At 49.6% G+C, this 18250-nt stretch carries 14 protein-coding genes; 6 read left to right on the top strand and 8 right to left on the bottom strand.

Going from position 1 to position 18250, the window contains the following annotated elements:
* Positions 1-12: 12 nt before the first annotated feature.
* From ACQ4MZ_RS00220 to ACQ4MZ_RS00210, 3 genes are all read right to left on the bottom strand, one after another.
* Entirely contained in the window at positions 13-3405 is a 3393-nt protein-coding gene (locus ACQ4MZ_RS00220) for a SusC/RagA family TonB-linked outer membrane protein (RefSeq protein ID WP_430841776.1), read from the bottom strand.
* A gap of 295 nt (positions 3406-3700) precedes the next feature.
* Complete coding sequence (locus ACQ4MZ_RS00215; protein WP_430841775.1) at positions 3701-3898, bottom strand: hypothetical protein; 198 nt, start codon at positions 3896-3898, stop codon at positions 3701-3703.
* A gap of 141 nt (positions 3899-4039) precedes the next feature.
* Positions 4040-5191: a hypothetical protein gene (locus tag ACQ4MZ_RS00210; protein ID WP_430841773.1), complete on the bottom strand. Its 1152-nt coding sequence runs from the start codon at positions 5189-5191 to the stop codon at positions 4040-4042.
* A 277-nt stretch (positions 5192-5468) separates the two neighbouring features.
* Between ACQ4MZ_RS00210 and ACQ4MZ_RS00205 the strand changes: the two genes are divergently transcribed.
* From ACQ4MZ_RS00205 to rfbD, 4 genes are all read left to right on the top strand, one after another.
* Entirely contained in the window at positions 5469-6893 is a 1425-nt protein-coding gene (locus tag ACQ4MZ_RS00205) for a BamA/TamA family outer membrane protein (protein WP_430841771.1), read from the top strand.
* A gap of 116 nt (positions 6894-7009) precedes the next feature.
* Complete coding sequence (locus ACQ4MZ_RS00200) at positions 7010-7606, top strand: hypothetical protein (protein WP_430841769.1); 597 nt, start codon at positions 7010-7012, stop codon at positions 7604-7606.
* A 5-nt stretch (positions 7607-7611) separates the two neighbouring features.
* Positions 7612-8319, top strand: a complete 708-nt coding sequence (locus ACQ4MZ_RS00195) for a peptidylprolyl isomerase (protein ID WP_430841767.1) — start codon at positions 7612-7614, stop codon at positions 8317-8319.
* Between the two features lies 1 nt (position 8320).
* Positions 8321-9223, top strand: a complete 903-nt coding sequence (gene rfbD, locus ACQ4MZ_RS00190) for a dTDP-4-dehydrorhamnose reductase (protein WP_430841765.1) — start codon at positions 8321-8323, stop codon at positions 9221-9223.
* 70 nt (positions 9224-9293) lie between these two features.
* Here the strand turns inward: rfbD and ACQ4MZ_RS00185 are convergent, their stop codons facing one another.
* The 5 genes from ACQ4MZ_RS00185 to ACQ4MZ_RS00165 form a co-directional block, all read right to left on the bottom strand.
* Positions 9294-9839, bottom strand: coding sequence for a Uma2 family endonuclease (locus ACQ4MZ_RS00185; RefSeq protein ID WP_430841763.1), 546 nt, complete (start codon positions 9837-9839; stop codon positions 9294-9296).
* Positions 9840-10024: 185 nt separating this feature from the next.
* Positions 10025-11674 carry an alpha-glucan family phosphorylase gene (glgP, locus tag ACQ4MZ_RS00180; RefSeq protein WP_430841761.1) on the bottom strand — a complete coding sequence of 550 codons (1650 nt, stop codon included), beginning with the start codon at positions 11672-11674 and terminating at the stop codon, positions 10025-10027.
* An 84-nt stretch (positions 11675-11758) separates the two neighbouring features.
* Positions 11759-12475, bottom strand: a complete 717-nt coding sequence (locus ACQ4MZ_RS00175) for a hypothetical protein (RefSeq protein WP_430841759.1) — start codon at positions 12473-12475, stop codon at positions 11759-11761.
* A gap of 95 nt (positions 12476-12570) precedes the next feature.
* On the bottom strand, positions 12571-13140 hold the full coding sequence (locus ACQ4MZ_RS00170) for a hypothetical protein (RefSeq protein WP_430841757.1): 570 nt from the start codon (positions 13138-13140) through the stop codon (positions 12571-12573).
* Between the two features lie 206 nt (positions 13141-13346).
* Positions 13347-14111, bottom strand: coding sequence for a 3-keto-disaccharide hydrolase (locus ACQ4MZ_RS00165; RefSeq protein WP_430841755.1), 765 nt, complete (start codon positions 14109-14111; stop codon positions 13347-13349).
* Positions 14112-14304: 193 nt separating this feature from the next.
* Here ACQ4MZ_RS00165 and ACQ4MZ_RS00160 point away from each other — a divergent pair, with 193 nt between their 5' ends.
* Together ACQ4MZ_RS00160 and ACQ4MZ_RS00155 are read left to right on the top strand one after the other, a co-directional pair.
* Positions 14305-16152 carry a family 16 glycoside hydrolase gene (locus ACQ4MZ_RS00160; protein WP_430841753.1) on the top strand — a complete coding sequence of 616 codons (1848 nt, stop codon included), beginning with the start codon at positions 14305-14307 and terminating at the stop codon, positions 16150-16152.
* A gap of 28 nt (positions 16153-16180) precedes the next feature.
* Positions 16181-18127, top strand: a complete 1947-nt coding sequence (locus tag ACQ4MZ_RS00155; protein WP_430841751.1) for a c-type cytochrome — start codon at positions 16181-16183, stop codon at positions 18125-18127.
* Positions 18128-18250: the final 123 nt, after the last annotated feature.

The following is an 18250-nucleotide window of genomic DNA, read 5'->3' as shown; positions in this document are numbered from 1 at the left end:
TATGATTCTATATCAGAAAGTTAAACCAAGCTTAAAACCAACAGGTATCACCCACGGAGTTACGTTGTAACGCTCGATGCCCTGCTTGAACTGGGTACCAGCCTGCGCGCCCGACTCTTGCTGGAATGCCTGCTCGGGGTCAATACCGATTTTAGCTTTGGTCCAAAGAATGATGTTGCGGCTGTAAACGGCGATGTTGGCATTTTGCAAGCCCAGGCGTTTTACAAAAGTGGAGGGCAGGTCATATCCGAGCGACACCTCCCGCAATTTCACAAACGAAGCATCGAATGTAGCGGCACGGGTGAAATCCCAGGGGTAGTTGTCGCCGTAAGGAATGTATTTCGTACCAGGTCCGCCCAGGTTTTCAGTATACCCCGTGATTTCGCCGGCTTCGTTGTACTGCGCGATCACACCCGGGTTGAACACCGCGTAGTCGTAGGTATTGCCTCCGTATTCAAACGGGAAACCGCCATACTCTTTGGTAGGACCACCCACGATATTGAATTTGTTTCCGGTAACTACCACCTTGTTATTGTCCACGAGGTAGTTGCGCAGCTGATCGCCGGTCATGCCGTTCGGGTTGATCAGGTTATCCAGGAAGCGTTGGGATTTCAGGTCGGATTCACCGTAACGGTAAGTTTGCGACACGAAATTCCCGCCCTGACGCCAGTCGAACGACATGTTCAGTGTGAAACCTTTGTAGGACAGGGATGTTTGCAAACCCAACAAGAAGTCCGGATTGAAATTACCGATCTTGTTCCTGGTTTTAGAAGCGGAAATCGACTGCCAGGAACCGTTTTCGTCCAGAATAGGGTAGCCATAATAAGGCGAGCTTTTATCTTTCACAGTAACGAGCTCGGCATCGTAAATATCCCCGATCTGCTCGCCTACGTATGTCCATGCGCCACCTTTGGCATCGGTCCAGAGCGTGTAGAATTCAAGTCCGTCCGACAACGACTTGATCGTCGTGCGGTTTCTCGACCAGTTGGCATTGATATCCCAGCGCCAGCCATTTTTGTCGATCGGTGTGCCTCCTAACGTCAATTCAAGTCCTTTGCTCACGAGCAAACCTGCATTGATGTTTTTGGAACTGAAACCGCTGGATCCCGGAAGCTTGGTCGGGATAATCTGGTTGCGGTTCTCCACCTGGTAGTAAGTGGCAGTCAGCCGGACGCGGTTATGGTAGAGATTCAGGTCGAGCCCGTATTCATACGAAGTCGCGATCTCGGGTTTCAGATCGGGAAGCAATATCGATCCCGATTTCGACAAACGCGTAATGCCGTCCCAGGCACCTGAGTTCCCCAAAGTCGCCAGCAAGTTGTACGGCTGCGTATCGTTACCTACCTGCGCCCAGCTACCTCTTGCTTTGAGCAAGCTGATCTGATTAGGCATCCTGAACATCTCATTCAGCAACACGCTCAACGAAGCCGACGGATAGAAGTACGAACGGTTCGCTTTCGGCAACGTACTCGACCAGTCATTACGCGCGGTCAGATCGAGGTAAATCATGTCTTTAAAACCGATATTCGCCAAGCCGTAGGCGCTGAAAACAGCCCTTTTCGAGAGGTAGCTCGAATATGTGAGGTTCTGCGGTGCGATGTTCGACAGCGTATAAAGCCCCGGGATAACCAGCCCGGTACGATTTCCACTCGCCGTACTCAGATCCATGTTTTTCTGGTAACGTGTATTACCACCACCTGACACCGAGAAGCTGAAATTGTTAATATCGCGCTTGTAGCTCAGGAGGAAGTCTGCGTTGCGCTCAAATCTCGAAAGGTTGATTATCCCGTAACCGCCTCGACTGTCGTTGGTATAGCTATTGCCTATCTTCGTCTCACGCTGTTCTCGATAGGTATCGAGCGCGTAGCGACCCATCAGGCTCAAATGCGGTGTAATCTGCCAGTCAGCCTTAACATTCCCGAAAACACGGTCACGGACGAAGCTGTTGTTGACTTCGTAAGCCAGGAACCATGGGTTATTATAATCGCCCGGGCCTTGCGACAGCTGCTGCAAGCCTTCCTGCCCCGGCACCCAGTAGTTGCGCAGATCGCGGATATCAATGTGAGGAGACACGGCATACGCCCATTGCAGCGGGTTCGTACCGCGGTTGGTCGCCGGGCGGTTGTTGGAGTTGTTGCGGCTGATATCGACATTCGTGCTGAGCGTCAGTTTTTTGGCCAGCTTCACCGCCGAATTGATATTCAACGAATTACGGAACAAATCCGAATTTGGGATAATACCGCGGTTGGTCATATTCGAATAGGATAGGCGGTAAGTCACCAAATCATTACTGTTTGAGATTGCTACGCCGTTGGTAGTGGTAATACCGGTGCGTACAAAGTTCTTCACATTATCCGGGTGTGAAACCAGTTCCGTCGGGATCGGTTTGCCATTTGCATCCTTCGGACTGTTCCACTGAATAGCCTTGTAGCCTTTGTCGAGTTCCGGCCCTACCCCGCCGGCAGACCCTTCGTCGATCATCAGCACACCACCTGGATACGGGTTGTTGTCCGGTGTAAAGGGAAGAATACCCGTTGCAAACTTGTGGTGCATGTTCAGGTATTTGTAAGGCTTGTCGAAGACAGTATTAGAGTTCACGGAAACTGTCATTTTTTTCGACTTACTACCGTTTTTAGTAGTAATGAGCACCACCCCGCGGCCTGCGCGCGAACCGTAAAGAGCCGCAGCATTCGGACCTTTCAGAATGGATACGTTTTCGATATCATCGGGGTTAAGGCTTGAAATGGCATTGCCATAGTCAACCCGGTTGTCGTTACCTACCTGGCTCACGTTGTTCAACGTATTGGCAATGGGCACGCCGTCGACTACGAAAAGCGGCTGGTTATCGCTGCTGAGCGACGTAGCTCCGCGGATGATCATACTTACTGACGAACCTGTGCCACCCGTGGAGCTAATTGTAACGCCCGGAACCCTGCCGGCCAGCGAGTTCAGCACATTTTCCTGTGCCACCCGGCTGATGTCTTTGCCATTCACCTCGGCCACCGAATATCCCAGTGAGCGTTTTTCTCGCGAAAGGCCTAAGGCCGTTACCACGGTTTCGTTGAGCGTTTCAACACCTTCCGCCAGCACCACGTCGATCACCGACTGATTTCCTACGATTACCTCCTGGGTTTCATGCCCGATGTAGGAAAATACAAGAACCGGCTTGGAAGCCTCGTTGACATTGATTGAATAATTACCGCCTGCGTCGGTGGAAGTACCAAGCTGGCTCCCCTTCACGACAATGCTGACGCCGGGCAGCGCCGCACCGTCTATTTTGGAAGTAACTTTTCCCTTGATGGTCTTGTCGAGATTTCTCGCCGCGAATGCCGGGCCGACGAGCAAAACAGCCACGAAAATGCATAAGAGCAGCTTTCGCAGGCTAGCAGTAAAATTTGGATCCATAGTTTTTGTGTTTAAGGTGATGGGCACTGTTCATGATACTGATAAATAGAGCTTTATGTTAAAAAAATAGAAAACGCAACAGACTTATATAATCCGTGTAAGCGGTATTAATAACATGGTATCAGGTGAGTAGCGGATCGCCTTCCGCGAGGTTTGCTCACGGGAAAAAACTTCTTGAAATCCTGCTCACATTACTAGAGATGGTGTCGTTTGGGCTATTCTAACGGATTTGACTTTTTATTTCTGAACAAACTATTGATAGAGGAGAGTGAGTAATTGTAAAATCTGTAATCTGCTATAATTCCTTCGGCCCGGCCTCACCGTTCGGCCGGTTTTCCTTCAATAAACGGTTGAAATAAATTTCGAGGGCGTCGGAGTAAGTTTTACCTCCTTCATCATCAGAAATCCCCGCGAGCAACTCCGCCAGTTCCTCCTCGGATATCTTATTGCTGATAAGCTTGTTAATCAAAATTTCAGCCCGGGAGAATGACATGGTGTTAGTTAGTTTTGGTATGTGACAAGGATACTCGCAAAGCTTGCGAACAGACTACTACCATGCGCGGATTTTTTTCCTCACGCTGCTTCTTTTTTGCGAGGCCCGCAGCCTCCAAATTTTCCTGCTTTTCGCCATGTGTTAACGCACCCTGTTCTGCCCTAAACTCAAACTGGCAAAATAGTGTAAGCTAATCCGCGGCTGAATAAGGAAGCTGGTCTTGGTCATGAAGCAGTAGAAGTTGGCAAAATGCCCGACTTCCACGCTTATTAGTCGCTTGTAGCTTATACCTGCATTCATTCCCAGGAAATCACTGCGGTAGCCTTTATTGACGATGCTCGCGTTAAGACCCAAAAAAGGTCGCACCTTTCCAGGGCCGAAGTAGCGTCCCAATCCCATTTCAAGCGTTCTCAACGTCTTTTTGGACAAAGTCCCGGACGGAAATCCCACGGGGAGGCCGGGCGTAAACAAAACACTGGCTTTCACATACCTGTTACGAAACTTGCGTGGAAAGTCCATCCGCAACCCAAAGCCATAGGTAGCCTTGTTGTGAATAACCATCTCCTCTCGCCAGTTCTCAATACCTCCGATGAGCTCCAAGTTGAAAATTAGCCTGTGGTTTTCTGCCAGGTATCGGATACTGTCTTTGGTAAAAAACGCATTGTACGACTTTATATACGCTTTCAAATACTTTTCCTGATATGGCGGCAGGGGTTCGCGGAACCGCTCTGCATCCGCACATAGCATTGCGAGCTGCTTTTTATATTCGTCGTAAACAACCAGGTAGTTCCGATCGTTGACCGATTTGTAGAACGGATAGTAGAACAGTTCTTTCAGCTGATGCTGCTTTTCAATAAAAAAACGGGAATGCTGCGTCTGATCCAGGAACTCAAACAATGTTGCCACGCCGCCACTCACCACTTCCTGCAAAAACACCGTCGTTGAGTCCCTGGCCTCCAATGACGGTGCAAGCATATACGATTGCATGAGGCTAATATTCAATATCCCGATTTTCCTGCTCTTATAAATTTCCTTTGCCGCAACAAGTCCAAAACCAGCAATACGCTCCGCCGCGCAAGTCGATACCTCGCCATTCAGATTTTTAAACGCAATACGCTCCGGACTCGTCGCCCAACTCTCATCCCGGACAAGTCCCCATATAGTGTCTTTTTCATTAGTAATGATGTACCCATCGACAAACTTGCCCTGAGCGAAGGCTTGTGACAGTGTGATTAATTGAATTATGACGAGGTAAGTGATTATATAATGGAAGTAGTGTGTATAGTTCTTCATAATGTATGTTGAATGTGTTTTTAATAGCTACATGCGCACAGCGCGCGGCACGAGTATGAAAGTGTCTCCCGTTCCGCACTAGTTAAGCTCCGGAGTTCAACTAGTGCTATGCCGGCAAACATATACTGCTGCCGCTTGCTTGAAACTATATAATTATCAAGCAGCCCTTTTCGACCACCAAACGGCCTGATGTTCGGCGGGAACCCCTATTTTTGCTAAAATTTTATCATATTAACAGAAAGTATCGTTTCTATACCGAAACTCGGAACCGTGAAGAATGAACCCTAAGAAGTGCTGTCAGGAGATTTACTTTCTGCTTTTTATCCTGTTTTTTTCCCCTTTCGCCTCCGGCCAGACGGTCGTTGCCGACAGTGCCGGCAATGTGATCGTAGGCGACATTACGGTGGAAGGGAACCATCGTACTCGTACAGGCATCATCATGCGCGAAATGGCGATCCAGCGGGGCGATTCACTTACGACCGAAACGCTCCGGGAAAAGCTCGAAATTGACCGCAGGAAGGTGATTAATACCAACCTGTTCGTCACCGTTGACCTCCTGACCAAACCGAATCCAGACTCGGTTCATACCGACATACGCATTGTGGTGAAGGAACGCTGGTATTTTATTATGCTCCCGGTTTTCCAGCTCGCCGACCGAAATTTCAACGAGTGGTGGTACGAACGCAAGCGGGATCTTTCCCGAACCACTTACGGCGTATACCTTAGTTACGGTAATGTGACAGGACGGGCCGACAAGCTCCGTTTCCTGGCTGAATTCGGCTTCATTCCCAAGTTCGAACTAGCGTATACGTTGCCATACATCGACAAAGCACAGAAGACGGGAATTACCGTCGGAACGTCGTATTCAATTAATAAAAATACCGCGTTCAGAACCTGGCGCGACAAGCTGCAATACCTCAGCAGCGAGGAAATCAACCGGGAACGGTTCTACACCTACGTGAGTCTGACGCGACGTAACAAGTATTATACATTCCATTCGGTGGACCTCCGGTGGAGTTACCTTACTATCTCCGACACGGTAGCAAAGCTCAACCCCAATTACCTTTTGAATGGGGATAAACGGCAACGCTATTTCCAATTGACCTACACGTACAGCTACGACAAGCGTGACAATGCGCAGTATGCATTGCAGGGCCAGACTGCCGGGTTACAAATTTCCAAAACCGGACTCCTGCCTTCCGACGACGTCAACACGCTGTACCTCTACGGATCCTATCGTAAATTCATTCCGCTTGGCAAGAAATGGTTTTTCAACACCAATGTCCGGGGACGAGTATCGTTTCCAAAGCGCCAGCCTTACACCCAAACCGTGGGCCTGGGCTATCGCAACGATCTCGTCCGCGGGTATGAGCTCTATGTGATCGACGGGCAGGACTATGCATTGATCAAGAATGAATTGAAATACAGGCTTTTCTCGATCCAAAAGCATTTTTCATTCATACCTGTGAGACAATTCAACACCATTCCGCTGGCGGCCTATATCAACACTTTTGCGGATGCAGGTTATGTCAAAAACAGCTATCCGGAATTCAGCAATACCAAATTGGGCAACTCGACATTGTATGGTGCCGGGGCGGGCCTGGACGTGGTGACATTCTATAATATCGTCGCACGCTTCAATGTTACCCTGAACGGCTTGGGCGAACGCCGGTTCTTTTTTAACCTCGCAAGAGAGTTTTAACCGGAGTTCCGGAAGTGTTAAATATGTATAAATTGCAATTGACCCACAATCGAACTAGTTACAAGGCACGATAATTTCTCAACTTTAATTAACCGCATGACACAACCTCTACGATTATGAATACGCTGAAAAACGGAATCGCATTGCTGGCGATGGCATTACTCGCTTCGGCTTGCGACACTAAAACAAACGAAAAAACCGAGGCGGCGGCAGACTCGGTAGTCCTGCACGAAGCTGCTCCTGCTGACCTGAACAGCGACCAGTCGGCACTGTTGAAAACGATCCTCGGGCCAGCCGAGCAGAATCCGGCTGGTGTAGTCCTGAGAGGAATTGCATTTGGTGATGCAGTTGCCAAAGTGAAGGCCACCGAAACCTTCGAGATGTTTGAAGAAACACCCGACCATCTGGGATACACTTCGGAAACGGCGCAACTGGAAACCATCGACGTGCAGTATTTTCTGACACCCGAAAAGAAGGTGAACAAGATCACGATCGACGTTTACCTGAACAGTCCGGATGCTACGAAACAGCTCTGGAATGCCAGCAAACAGTATTTTAGTGAGATCTATGCTTCCCCGAAAGAAGAAACCAAAAAGATCACCTGGAACAGCAAGACGATCAGGATGGACATGGAGGATGTTTCGGAAGGGAAAGATTATGGACTGAAATTTCAATTCTTCCCGGCCGACAAAAACGTTCTGGCCGCCAAATAACACCTATGAAGACCAAAAGATCAATTATCCTGGGCGCGTTGTGCCTTATTGCACTGAATGTTTGTGCGCAAAAATCTTCCAAAAAAGACGAGGTGATCACCATCGCTACCGACAAGGGCACGATGCGCTTCATTCTTTTCGACGAAACGCCGAAGCACAAGGCCAATTTCATAAAACTCGCCAAGGACAAATTCTATAACGGGCTCCTTTTCCACCGCGTCATCGACGACTTCATGATCCAGGGCGGCGACCCCAATTCCCGTAATGCAAAGCCCGACGAAATGCTGGGCCGCGGCGACAACGGCTATAAGATACCTGCCGAATTCAATGGAAAACTATTCCATCAAAAGGGTGCATTGGCTGCTGCGCGCGATAACAACCCTCAAAAAGAGTCCAGCGGATGCCAGTTTTATATTGTGGAAGGCCGCAAATGGAGCAAGGCCGACCTCGAAAAGCAATCTGCTCGCGCAGCACGCAAGCTGACGGACGCTCAGAAGAAAGTGTACGAGACCATCGGCGGCACACCGCACCTGGATGGTGCATATACCGTTTTCGGCCAGTTGATTGACGGTATGGACGTAATTGACAAGATCGCCTCAGTGGAGAAAGACGAGCGCGACCGCCCCGAAAAGGACATTTTGATGAAAGTGTCTGTCAAGAAGATGAAAAAGAAAAAGATTACCCGCAAATACGGCTGGAAATACGAAGCTTAAATTGGAAAAGAAAAAAATCCTGATCACTGGCTCCAACGGGTTACTGGGGCAAAAACTGGTGGAACTGCTGGTTTCAAAAGCACACATTGAAACAGTTGCCACGGCCAGGGGCGGAAACAGGTTGCCATTCAGCAAGGGATATCGCTATGTCGAAATGGACATCACCGACCCGGATGCGGTTGATCGGATACTTGACGCAGAGCGCCCCAATGTGCTGATCCACACCGCCGCAATGACGAATGTGGACCAATGCGAAGCGGAAAAAGACGCCTGCTGGAAGCTGAATGTCACCGCAACCGAGACGCTGGTAGCAGCCTGTGCGAAATACCAGATCTTTCTGGAACATGTCTCTACCGACTTCATTTTCGACGGCACTTCGGGGCCTTACCGGGAAGAAGACATTCCGAATCCTATTAGTTTTTACGGATGGAGCAAGTACGCAGCCGAAAAGGCCGTCAAATCTTCGGACATTGAGTGGGCCATTGCCCGCACAGTCCTCGTGTACGGGATCGCGCACGACATGAGCCGGAGCAACATCATCCTTTGGGTAAAAAAATCATTGGAGGAAGGCAAGGCTATCAAAGTGGTAACCGACCAATTCCGCACGCCTACGCTAGCCGAAGACCTGGCCATGGGCTGCTTCCTGATCGCGGACCAGGAGGCGAAAGGCATTTACCACATTTCCGGCAAGGATTTCCTGACTCCCTACGAAATGGCGCTCGCTACTGCCGATTACTTTGGACTCGATGCTTCTTTGATTTCCCCTACGGATGCATCGGCATTCACGCAGCCTGCCCGCAGGCCGCCTAGAACCGGTTTTAATCTAACCAAATCGAGGAATGTGCTGGGGTACGAGCCGCATTCGTTTCGGGAAGGGATCGAGATTTTGGCGGGACAGATTTAAAGTTTTAATGCCACGAAGGCACGAAGAAACACGAATACGCTTCGTGTTTCTTCGTGCCTTCGTGGCATTTTTATTTTTCTATTTCAGCCAGATTCAATACAAAGCCAGGAAAAAGCGGTTCTCCTGAAAGTTGGATTTCAAGACTTGAATATTCGACAATGGCACGTCCAGGTTCGTAAACATACACCTTCTTTCCATACCGGTCGATCAACCAGGCGAGTCGGCAGCCATTGGCCAGATATTCCTGCATTTTGTTTTGCAGATAAATAAGACTATCAGATTTTGAACGGATTTCAATTGCGAAATCGGGGCACATTGGAGAAAATCGCTCTTTATCATTTCTAGATAAAGCATCCCATTTTTCACGGCTCACCCAGGCAACATCCGGGGAACGGACTGCCCCGTTCGGAAGCGTGAAGCCTGCCGATGGGCCGAATGCCTTTCCGGATATCTTATTCTCACGCAACCATGAGCTAAAAAGGCCGAGAATGTCGGCATTGAAACTATCTGAAAAACATCCAGCAGGTGACATAAAGATAATGTTGCCTTCGCTGTCCCGTTCAAAACTGAGCGTATCGTTCATCTGGCAAAAACGGAAGAATTCGTCCTCGCTCATGATATCTCCCACAATGAATGTAACAGGCGTGTCCATAACTTAACGATGTCTTTGGAAGTCTTTCAATAATGCTATTTCAAATATAACGATTTGCTGCCAAGGCTACACGGCGGCCAACAATCAATTTTCACCGGATAGATTCATCGGGATTAACTGCCGGCCGCCACTTTCCTGCGGACTAAAATTTAACTATACAGCAATTCATAATACTCCCGCGCCATTCTGTCGGAATTGAACGGTCCGGAAACGTCGTTCATACTGTTCAAAATCATCCTTTGCCACTTCTTAGGTGCATTGTAGTAAGTCGGGATCACCGTGCTTTGCAGGGTTTTCATCAGATTATCACAATCCTGCTTATTGATATCCTCTCCCTGGGCAACCGGTAGCAGAAATGCGTTGTGCCCGTCCCTTGCGAACTCGCAAATCCAACCATCGAATGTGGACAGGTTCAATGCAGCGTTCATTGCCGCCGTCATACCGCTGGTACCGGAGGCCTCCCGCGTCACGACAGGCGTGTTGAGCCAGATATCGGCACCGTCTTTGAGCAGCTTGGACAATGCCAGTTCGTAGCCGGTCAGCACAGCCATATTGGGAAACAAATGGCTCAAATAGAAGAGATGGTTAAACGTCGCAATCGCTCCTTCATCTTTCGGATATGGTTTACCGGCCCATATCACCTGCACCGGCTGTTTCGCATTCTCCATAATCTTTTTAAACCTTTCGAGGTCCCAGACGAGCATATCCGGCCGCTTGTAGGCTGCAAACCGTCGCGCCCACACGATCGTGAGCACATCCGGGTCGAACAGCTTTCCGCTCTGATCGGCAACGGTCTTGAACAATGTCCTTTTCAACTCCTTTTTACGTGCAACGATCGCGTCGATATCCTTTCCAAGCCTGGCCTTTTCCAAGACGGGGTCAACCCAGTAGGCATTGTTCTGCGCATTGGTAATGTGGCCGATCGGCGCAATTTTGGGATGCGATTTCCACATTTTCCGGGAGACCTCCCCATGCAGTTTCGAAACGCCGTTCGCTTTGCGGCTCAGGCGCAATGCGGCCAATGAGTGGTTGAACACGCTATCCCCTATTCCGCTGATCTTCCCCACCGTTTCGAGGTCGATACCGGAGAAAAAGCCCAGCTGCTCCAGAAAGTGAATGTCATGTTTTTCGTTACCAGCCTCTTCCGGCGTATGCGTCGTAAAAACAACCCGCTTCTGTACCTCGGCGACTTTTTTATATTTCTTATACAAATGGAAAAGGGCTGAAACGGCGTGTGCCTCGTTCAAATGGTATACTTCCGGCTCGTATTGCAGCGCTTCGAGCAGCCGTGCACCACCGATACCGAGCACCATGCATTGCGCCACTTTATAGGTTACGTCGGAATCATACAGCGAATAGCTGATCGCCCGCGTCGACTCGTCGTTGCCGTCGGTATCGGTTGTAAGCAGAAATATTGGCGCCGAACCGAACGTTTCCGGGTCGAGGTAATAGGCGGCCACCCAAACGTTTTTGCCCATGATGGGTATCTGAAAGCGGATCCGGGTATCGACCAGGTAGGAATACATTTTCTCCCGGAACTCCGGCTCCATACTGCCGTCTTTCTTACGGCCCTGGTCGTAGTAGCCATATTTCCACAGCATTCCGATACCGATCAGGTTCTGTTTGAGCGCGTACACGCTGCGCATATGTGAGCCCGCGAGGAAGCCCAAACCGCCCGAGTAAATTTTTAAAGCCTGATCGACAGCAAATTCCATCGAAAAGTAGGCCACCGATTTTTTGTATTGATCATCCGTCGCAAACGGATGACGGTAGGGAAGAGCGAAAGCTTGCTGTGACATTAGAAGCGATTTTGATAGAATAGAAGCATTGCATAAAAAACCCGGCCTATCGAAAAGGGCCGGGTCCAATCATCTTTTAAGGGCCTATTTGCCGAAGAGCCGCGCCCAGAATCCCTTCGCCTTGGTTTTCGTCTCGACGACCTTCTCCGAGGCTTCCTCCTTCAACTCCGCTATTTCCTCCGCTGCCTTCGCTTTCAGTTCAGCAGCCTTGGCCTGCGCTTCGGCCAGCTTCTCGGAAGCGGCCTCTTTTGCATCTTCAAATGCTTCGGCCGCATCCTCCCTGATATCCTCATACTTGTCTGCTGCGGCCACTTTAATATCCTCGAACTTCTCCGAGGCAACTTCCTTAATATCTTCAAACTTATCCGCGGCGGCCTCTTTCAAGTCCCCGAATTTCTCTGCTGCTGCATCTGTCAGTCCCGCGAGTTTCGCTGCGAAACCGGATTGCACCTCCTCGGCTTTTTCCACAACTTCCTCTTTTACAGCATCTACCTTAGCCGCAGCCTCTTCTTTCACGTCCTCTACTGCTTCCCCTGCAGCCGCTGCCTTGGTCTCGGCCTGCGCTTTCAGGTCGTCGATCGTTTCGTAAACTTCGGTCTTAATGCCATCGGCGGCTTCCTCGGCTTTCGTCTCTACTGCAGCCACTTCTTCTTTCACTGCTTCGGTAGCTTCATTCTTCACTTCCTGCGCCTCTTCCACAATTGCATCTTTGGCATCGGCAGCAGTGGTTTTGAGTTCTTCAACTTTATTTTCCAGCGATTCTTTTGCATCTTCTGGTGTAGGTTCGGTATTCTCGGCCATGGGAAATGAGGTTTTAAGGTAAGAACAGTTGATACGATGAATGCGTAAGCTACAAAGGAGTTACCAAGGTTGCAAGCAATACCCGCAGCTTTGTACTAGGTTAACCTTCTAACCATCAAATTTTTAACCAATCCATAAAATGGCTCCGGCTGCAATGTGCGCCAGTTATTGAGGTGCAGCGTACCACCGAAATTGATATAATAATCGAGCCGGTACTTCTTCCACTGCTCTTCCACATGCTCGCGGAAATTAATCGCGACAATCCAGCCGTCCTCCACGTCGTCAAACCATTCTGCATAATAGTCGTCCTCATTGCCTCCGTGAAAATCGAGCACATTTTCGCCCAGTAATATAAACTGGTTAATGCCCTGGTTCGTTAGCGGGTCAATGACCTGCCTTTTGAAAAACATGATGTCGTTATGCAGCGCGTCGTTCCATTCCCCGAACATTTCGATGATCACAAAGTGCTTATTGTAATCTGCAAACAGGATTTTCACATACAGCGTTTCCGACCCGATATCATCCCACAACGGGTGGATGTAGTAGCCGTAGATCGCATTTTCGTAATAATCCAGGTTATAGGTACGGCCATAGAAGGGCGAACGCTCGTCGTGGCTGGCCACATAATGCTTTTCCCAATTATAATAGGGTTCTATCTCCTGCATGGCAACGGTTTTGGGGTGACATTGAAAGCGAATATAAATGAAAACAGAAAAGACCTAATCTATGTTTCCAATCATTTAGGCTTAAAACTAATATGCCGGCATTATGTGCCAGTGACCAGATTTTAATTACGCTGGTGGGTCATAAATTAAAACGGGCTGCCTCTAATTTGAAGCAGCCCGTTTCGGCATTCTATGTCTTTCGAATCCTACAACTCGCGGATCCAGATATTGCGGAAGCTGGTCGTGTTGTTGTGGTCCTGCAACTTGATAGGGCCTTTTCCGTGCGGCTCGATCGTCGGTTGGCCGATGTAAGGAGTAGTCCCCTGGATTGCGGTGTGGTTTTGAACCAATACACCGTTATGGATAACGGTAATGTATGGCGGATGTGTCATCTGGCCGTCTTTGTTGAAATGCGGCTGGGTATAGATCACATCATAGGTCTGCCATTCACCCGGGCCCACCGATGCATTTACAAGCGGCATTGTTTGCTTGTAGATCGAGCCAGCCTGACCGTTGGAATAGGTCGGGTTGTTGTAGCTGTCAAGCACTTGCAGTTCGTAGATTCCCTGCATGAAAATACCACTGTTACCACGGCCTTGTCCGTTTCCATCCACTTTTGCAGGGGTCCTCCATTCGATGTGCAGTTGGTAGTCACCGAATGTTTGCTTGGTTTGGATGTCGCCTGATTTAGGGGCTACGGTCATGGCGCCGTCGGCCACGGTCCAGGGAGCGGCCGATTTACCGTCTTTTCCTGAAACCCACTGGTCGAGGTTCTTACCATCGAACAGGACGATCGCATCGGAAGGGGCTGTGAAGCCTGAAACCGCCGAAGAACCTTTACCGGGCGTCACCACGCGGGGAACAGGATTCCACAATTCGCTGGACTCAGGAGTTTGCTTCGCAGGCTGCAATTGCGCGTGTGCGGCAAAGGCAGCAGCCATGCTGAACGCGGTAAGCATCAATTTTTTCATTTGAAAGGTAACCGTTTTAGTCTAAAAACTCTTTGAAATAGTATCAAAACACAACATTAAGGAAAAAGCAACAACAAAAAGGATTCTCATCTATATAAATGTAATTTTCCCGATTCTTATCACGTAATTTGCAGGGCTAAAGGCATTCGTAGCCTGGATTGCTAATCTAAAACCGACTAAGCTTACTGCAAGTATGTCTAAAACCAACCGTTCACTTTTTCAATTAATCGCCTCTGGGGTAGCGGCTTTTGCCATGCACACCGCCTACGCCCAGCAGCCTATTCCCCTCAACGACCTCAGTGCTTTTACGACCAAGTCCAGTGACTGGAAAATCGTCGGCAATGCATCGGCCGATCTCACCAAGGAAAACGCGCTGCTAACCAGCCCAGGTAAAGGTGTGCTGGCCTGCCTCCACGAAAAAGGCAAGTATGGCAGCGACTATGAACTGATTTCCAACTTCAAACACGGCGATCTCGACCTTGAACTGGATTTCATGATGAGCAAAGGTTCCAACTCGGGAATCTATCTGCAAGGCAACTACGAAGTACAGCTTTTCGACAGCTGGGGTAAAAAAGGCGCTAAATACAACGACTGCGGTGGTATTTACGAGCGCTGGAACGACTCCAAGCCGGAAGGCGAAAAAGGCTACGAAGGATATGCACCGCGTTTCAACGTGGCCAAAGCGCCAGGTTTGTGGCAGCATATCAAAATCTCCTACCAGGCTCCCCGTTTCGACGCCAGCGGTAAGAAAATTGCGAATGCGGTATTCCTTTCAGTGGTACTGAATGGTGTGACAATTCATGAGAACGTAGAAGTTAGCGGCCCTACCCGGGGTTCACTCACGGCTGAGGACGTGCCAATGGGCCCGATCCGCATCCAGGGTGACCACGGTTCACTGGCGATCCGCAATATTGTAGTTAACAATTTTGACAAGAAACCGGCGACTCTTTCCGAACTGACCTATAAAACGTATTACGGTGGTCTATCGGAAACCGAAGACCTTTCAAAACTCACTCCTGCTGAAACCGGCAAATCGGAATCGCTTAACTGGGAGATTTTGAAAGAAAACAACAATTACTCCTTCGTTTACAACGGCCGGCTGAATGCAGCCAGCGAAGGTGAATACACTTTCCGTTTGCAGGCTTCGGGTAATGCTTACCTGAAAATTGACGGTAAGGATGTGATCAAGCCAGAGTGGAAATCGAACAATGAATTCCGTGTGGGCAAAGTGAACCTGACCGCAGGCGACCATAAGCTCGAATTTTTTAACAACAAGAGAGATGGCTGGATGCGTCCGGTATTGGGGCTTTGGGTAAGTGGACCAGGCTTCCGTGAAATCGCTTTCCATTCGAAAAGCTCGGCGATGGGCGGCGGTTCTACCGACCCGATCCTGATCCAGGCATCTACCAACACCATTACCCGCTCTTTCATGGATTTCCGCAAGGATGAAAAAGCGAAAAGAACACGCGTGGTTCACGCGATTTCGGTAGGTAGCCCGGCGAGCCTGCATTATACCTATGACCTCGACAAAGGCGCGATCCTGCAAGTTTGGCGTGGCGAATTCCTCGATGCTACCCCTATGTGGCACGACCGCGGCGACGGTTCTTCGCGCCCGCGCGGCAGCGTGACGTTGCTTGGCGACGATATGTTCCTGGGTAAATCAGGGAAATCTAAATGGGAAGCGGACACAACCGGCAGCGGTTACCGTCCGAAAGGTTACGTACTCGACGATTCGGATGTTCCTACATTCCAGTACCAGGCATTCGGTTCTTCCATCACCGACTACGTTTCTGTCGTGAACAACCAGTACTTCGAGCGCATTGTGAAGGTGAATAACCCTGCCAAAGACCTCGTAGCACGTCTGGCTGATGGTGCATCTATCGAAAAAATCTCGGAAGGACTTTACGCGGTAGACGACAAATCGTACTACATCCAGCTGGCCGACAAGAAACTTAAACCAGAAATCAGAGGTGCCAAAGGCGAGCAGGAACTCATCGTGCCTGTCACCAACGGCGAAGTGAAGTATTCTATCCTGTTCTGATTTAAACCTTATTATTCCTGATTGAACAATGAAAAAACTTGCTCATATAGCATTTGCTCTTTTGGCCTCCCTGTCTACGCTGAAAGCGCAGGAGTCTCCGAAAGAAGAAGATTTTTACAAGATCGTCACCCCACCGATTCCCGAAGGCATTATCCTTGAAGTAGGTGGTTTGACAACGATGCCAAATGGCTCCCTGGCGATTTCAACCCGCCGTGGTGAGGTCTGGATCGTGGATAACCCTACCAGCCGTACGCCGTACTTCCGCAAGTTCGCGACCGGTTTGCACGAAATCCTTGGTCTGGCTTACAAAGAAGGCGCATTGTACTGCGCACAGCGTGGTGAATTGACCAAGCTCGTTGACAAAAACGGCGACGGCAAGGCTGATGTTTACGAAACCGTGTATGCATGGCCGCTTTCAGGTCACTACCACGAATACTCGTTCGGTCCTAAACTGGCTCCGGATGGCAGTTTCTTCGTGAGTGGTAACGTTGCATTCGGTGACGAAGAATGGTGGAGAGGCGAAAGCCGCGTTCCAGGTCGTGGCTGGATTTTCCACATCACCAACGACGGCAAATACGAACCCTACGCAACCGGCGTGCGCTCCCCTGCGGGTATCAGCATGCTGAACGGCGAGCTGTTCTACACCGACAACCAGGGCGACTGGATGGGTACCGGTGCGATTTTCCAGGTAAAAAAAGGTGGCTTCATGGGTCACCCGGCAGGATTGAAATGGGCCGGATTGCCTAACTCTCCTGTAAAACTGACTGAAAAGCAATTCTTCGCAGAGCGCGACAACCGCCAGCACCGCAACGAGCAAGGGCGCGCGATCAAGCCTGAAAATACATTGGGAGAAGAACCACAGTTCCTGTACCAATTGAAACAGAAATACGACATGGTACAGCTTCCGGCTGTATGGTTGCCTTATGGCGTACACGGCGTTTCTACCTCTGAATTGATCCTCGACGATACCAAAGGGAACTTCGGGCCATTTACAGGCCAGGTTTTCGTAGGCGACCAGGGACAAAGCAACATTATGCGTGTTGTTTTGGAAAAAGTAAAAGGAGAATATCAGGGCGCTAGTATCGGTTTCCGTAGCGGATTCCAGTCGGGTGTGTTGCGTATGGCGTTCGATAAGGACGGATCGATGTTCGTAGGCGAAACCAACCGGGGTTGGGGCTCAGCCGGTGATGCCAACCAGGGCTTGCAGCGTTTGGTATGGAATGGCAAAATGCCTTTTGAAATGTACACTGTGAAAGCACAGCCTGACGGTTTCGAAATCGAATTCACTATGCCGGTTGACCGTAAATCGGCGGAAGATCTGGATTCTTACAAAGTGAGCAGCTACCTGTACAAGCATTACCCAGTTTACGGTAGCCCGCAAATCAACCTGGAAGATGTGAAAATTACCGGTGTGAAGGTATCCGATGACAACAAGAAAGTGCGTATCGTGCTCGAAGGAATGCGTCAATATTACGTACACAAAATCTCTTTGGAAGGCGTTCGCTCGGCTTCAAACAGCTGGTCGCTCGTACACCCGGATGCGTATTACACGCTCAACAACATTCCCGACGGCGAAAGATTGAAAGTTTCCGACCTGAAAACTACCCGTTCGGGCAAAGCGCAGGCATCTGTTTCGGCTGAACCTACGAAAGAACACGTTTCTCCGGATGGTAAAGGCAAAGCAACCCCTGCAAAAGCCGGGGCAGCAGCCAAAGCGCCAACCTGGGAAGAAGTGAAGCCATTGCTGGCGAAAAACACCTGCCTTGCTTGCCACGCGCCGGACAAAAAGGTAGTAGGACCTTCTTACGCTGACGTTGCGAAACGCAAATACAGCAACGAGAAGATCGTAGAGCTGATTTACGCGCCGAAGCCTGAAAACTGGCCTGACTACGCTACGCCAATGGCGCCAATGCCCCAGGTTCCTAAGGCCGAAGCGGCTAAAATCGCGGCGTGGATCAATTCACTTGCGAAATAATTGTAATGGTACCGGGCCCGGCCCGGCGTTAGTCCAAAAGGCTGCTTCCAGATCGGAGGCAGCCTTTTTTAGTTGACGATCAGCCTGTTCAGAATACATTTTAATGCATTATCTTCACATTGC

The sequence above is a fragment of the Dyadobacter sp. BHUBP1 genome (assembly GCF_050587785.1).
GTDB lineage: Bacteria > Bacteroidota > Bacteroidia > Cytophagales > Spirosomataceae > Dyadobacter.
Note: the sequence above shows the minus strand (reverse complement) of the source record. Positions and strands in the feature narration are given on the sequence as shown.

Bases quoted from the DNA above. Each gene is read 5' to 3' on its own strand.
- ACQ4MZ_RS00220 (WP_430841776.1), bottom strand. From the start codon at position 3,405: ATGGATCCAAATTTTACTGCTAGCCTGCGAAAGCTGCTCTTATGCATT.
- ACQ4MZ_RS00215 (WP_430841775.1), bottom strand. From the start codon at position 3,898: ATGTCATTCTCCCGGGCTGAAATTTTGATTAACAAGCTTATCAGCAAT.
- ACQ4MZ_RS00210 (WP_430841773.1), bottom strand. From the start codon at position 5,191: ATGAAGAACTATACACACTACTTCCATTATATAATCACTTACCTCGTC.
- ACQ4MZ_RS00205 (WP_430841771.1), top strand. From the start codon at position 5,469: ATGAACCCTAAGAAGTGCTGTCAGGAGATTTACTTTCTGCTTTTTATC.
- ACQ4MZ_RS00200 (WP_430841769.1), top strand. From the start codon at position 7,010: ATGAATACGCTGAAAAACGGAATCGCATTGCTGGCGATGGCATTACTC.
- ACQ4MZ_RS00195 (WP_430841767.1), top strand. From the start codon at position 7,612: ATGAAGACCAAAAGATCAATTATCCTGGGCGCGTTGTGCCTTATTGCA.
- ACQ4MZ_RS00185 (WP_430841763.1), bottom strand. From the start codon at position 9,839: ATGAGCGAGGACGAATTCTTCCGTTTTTGCCAGATGAACGATACGCTC.
- glgP (WP_430841761.1), bottom strand. From the start codon at position 11,674: ATGTCACAGCAAGCTTTCGCTCTTCCCTACCGTCATCCGTTTGCGACG.
- ACQ4MZ_RS00175 (WP_430841759.1), bottom strand. From the start codon at position 12,475: ATGGCCGAGAATACCGAACCTACACCAGAAGATGCAAAAGAATCGCTG.
- ACQ4MZ_RS00170 (WP_430841757.1), bottom strand. From the start codon at position 13,140: ATGCAGGAGATAGAACCCTATTATAATTGGGAAAAGCATTATGTGGCC.
- ACQ4MZ_RS00165 (WP_430841755.1), bottom strand. From the start codon at position 14,111: ATGAAAAAATTGATGCTTACCGCGTTCAGCATGGCTGCTGCCTTTGCC.
- ACQ4MZ_RS00160 (WP_430841753.1), top strand. From the start codon at position 14,305: ATGTCTAAAACCAACCGTTCACTTTTTCAATTAATCGCCTCTGGGGTA.
- ACQ4MZ_RS00155 (WP_430841751.1), top strand. From the start codon at position 16,181: ATGAAAAAACTTGCTCATATAGCATTTGCTCTTTTGGCCTCCCTGTCT.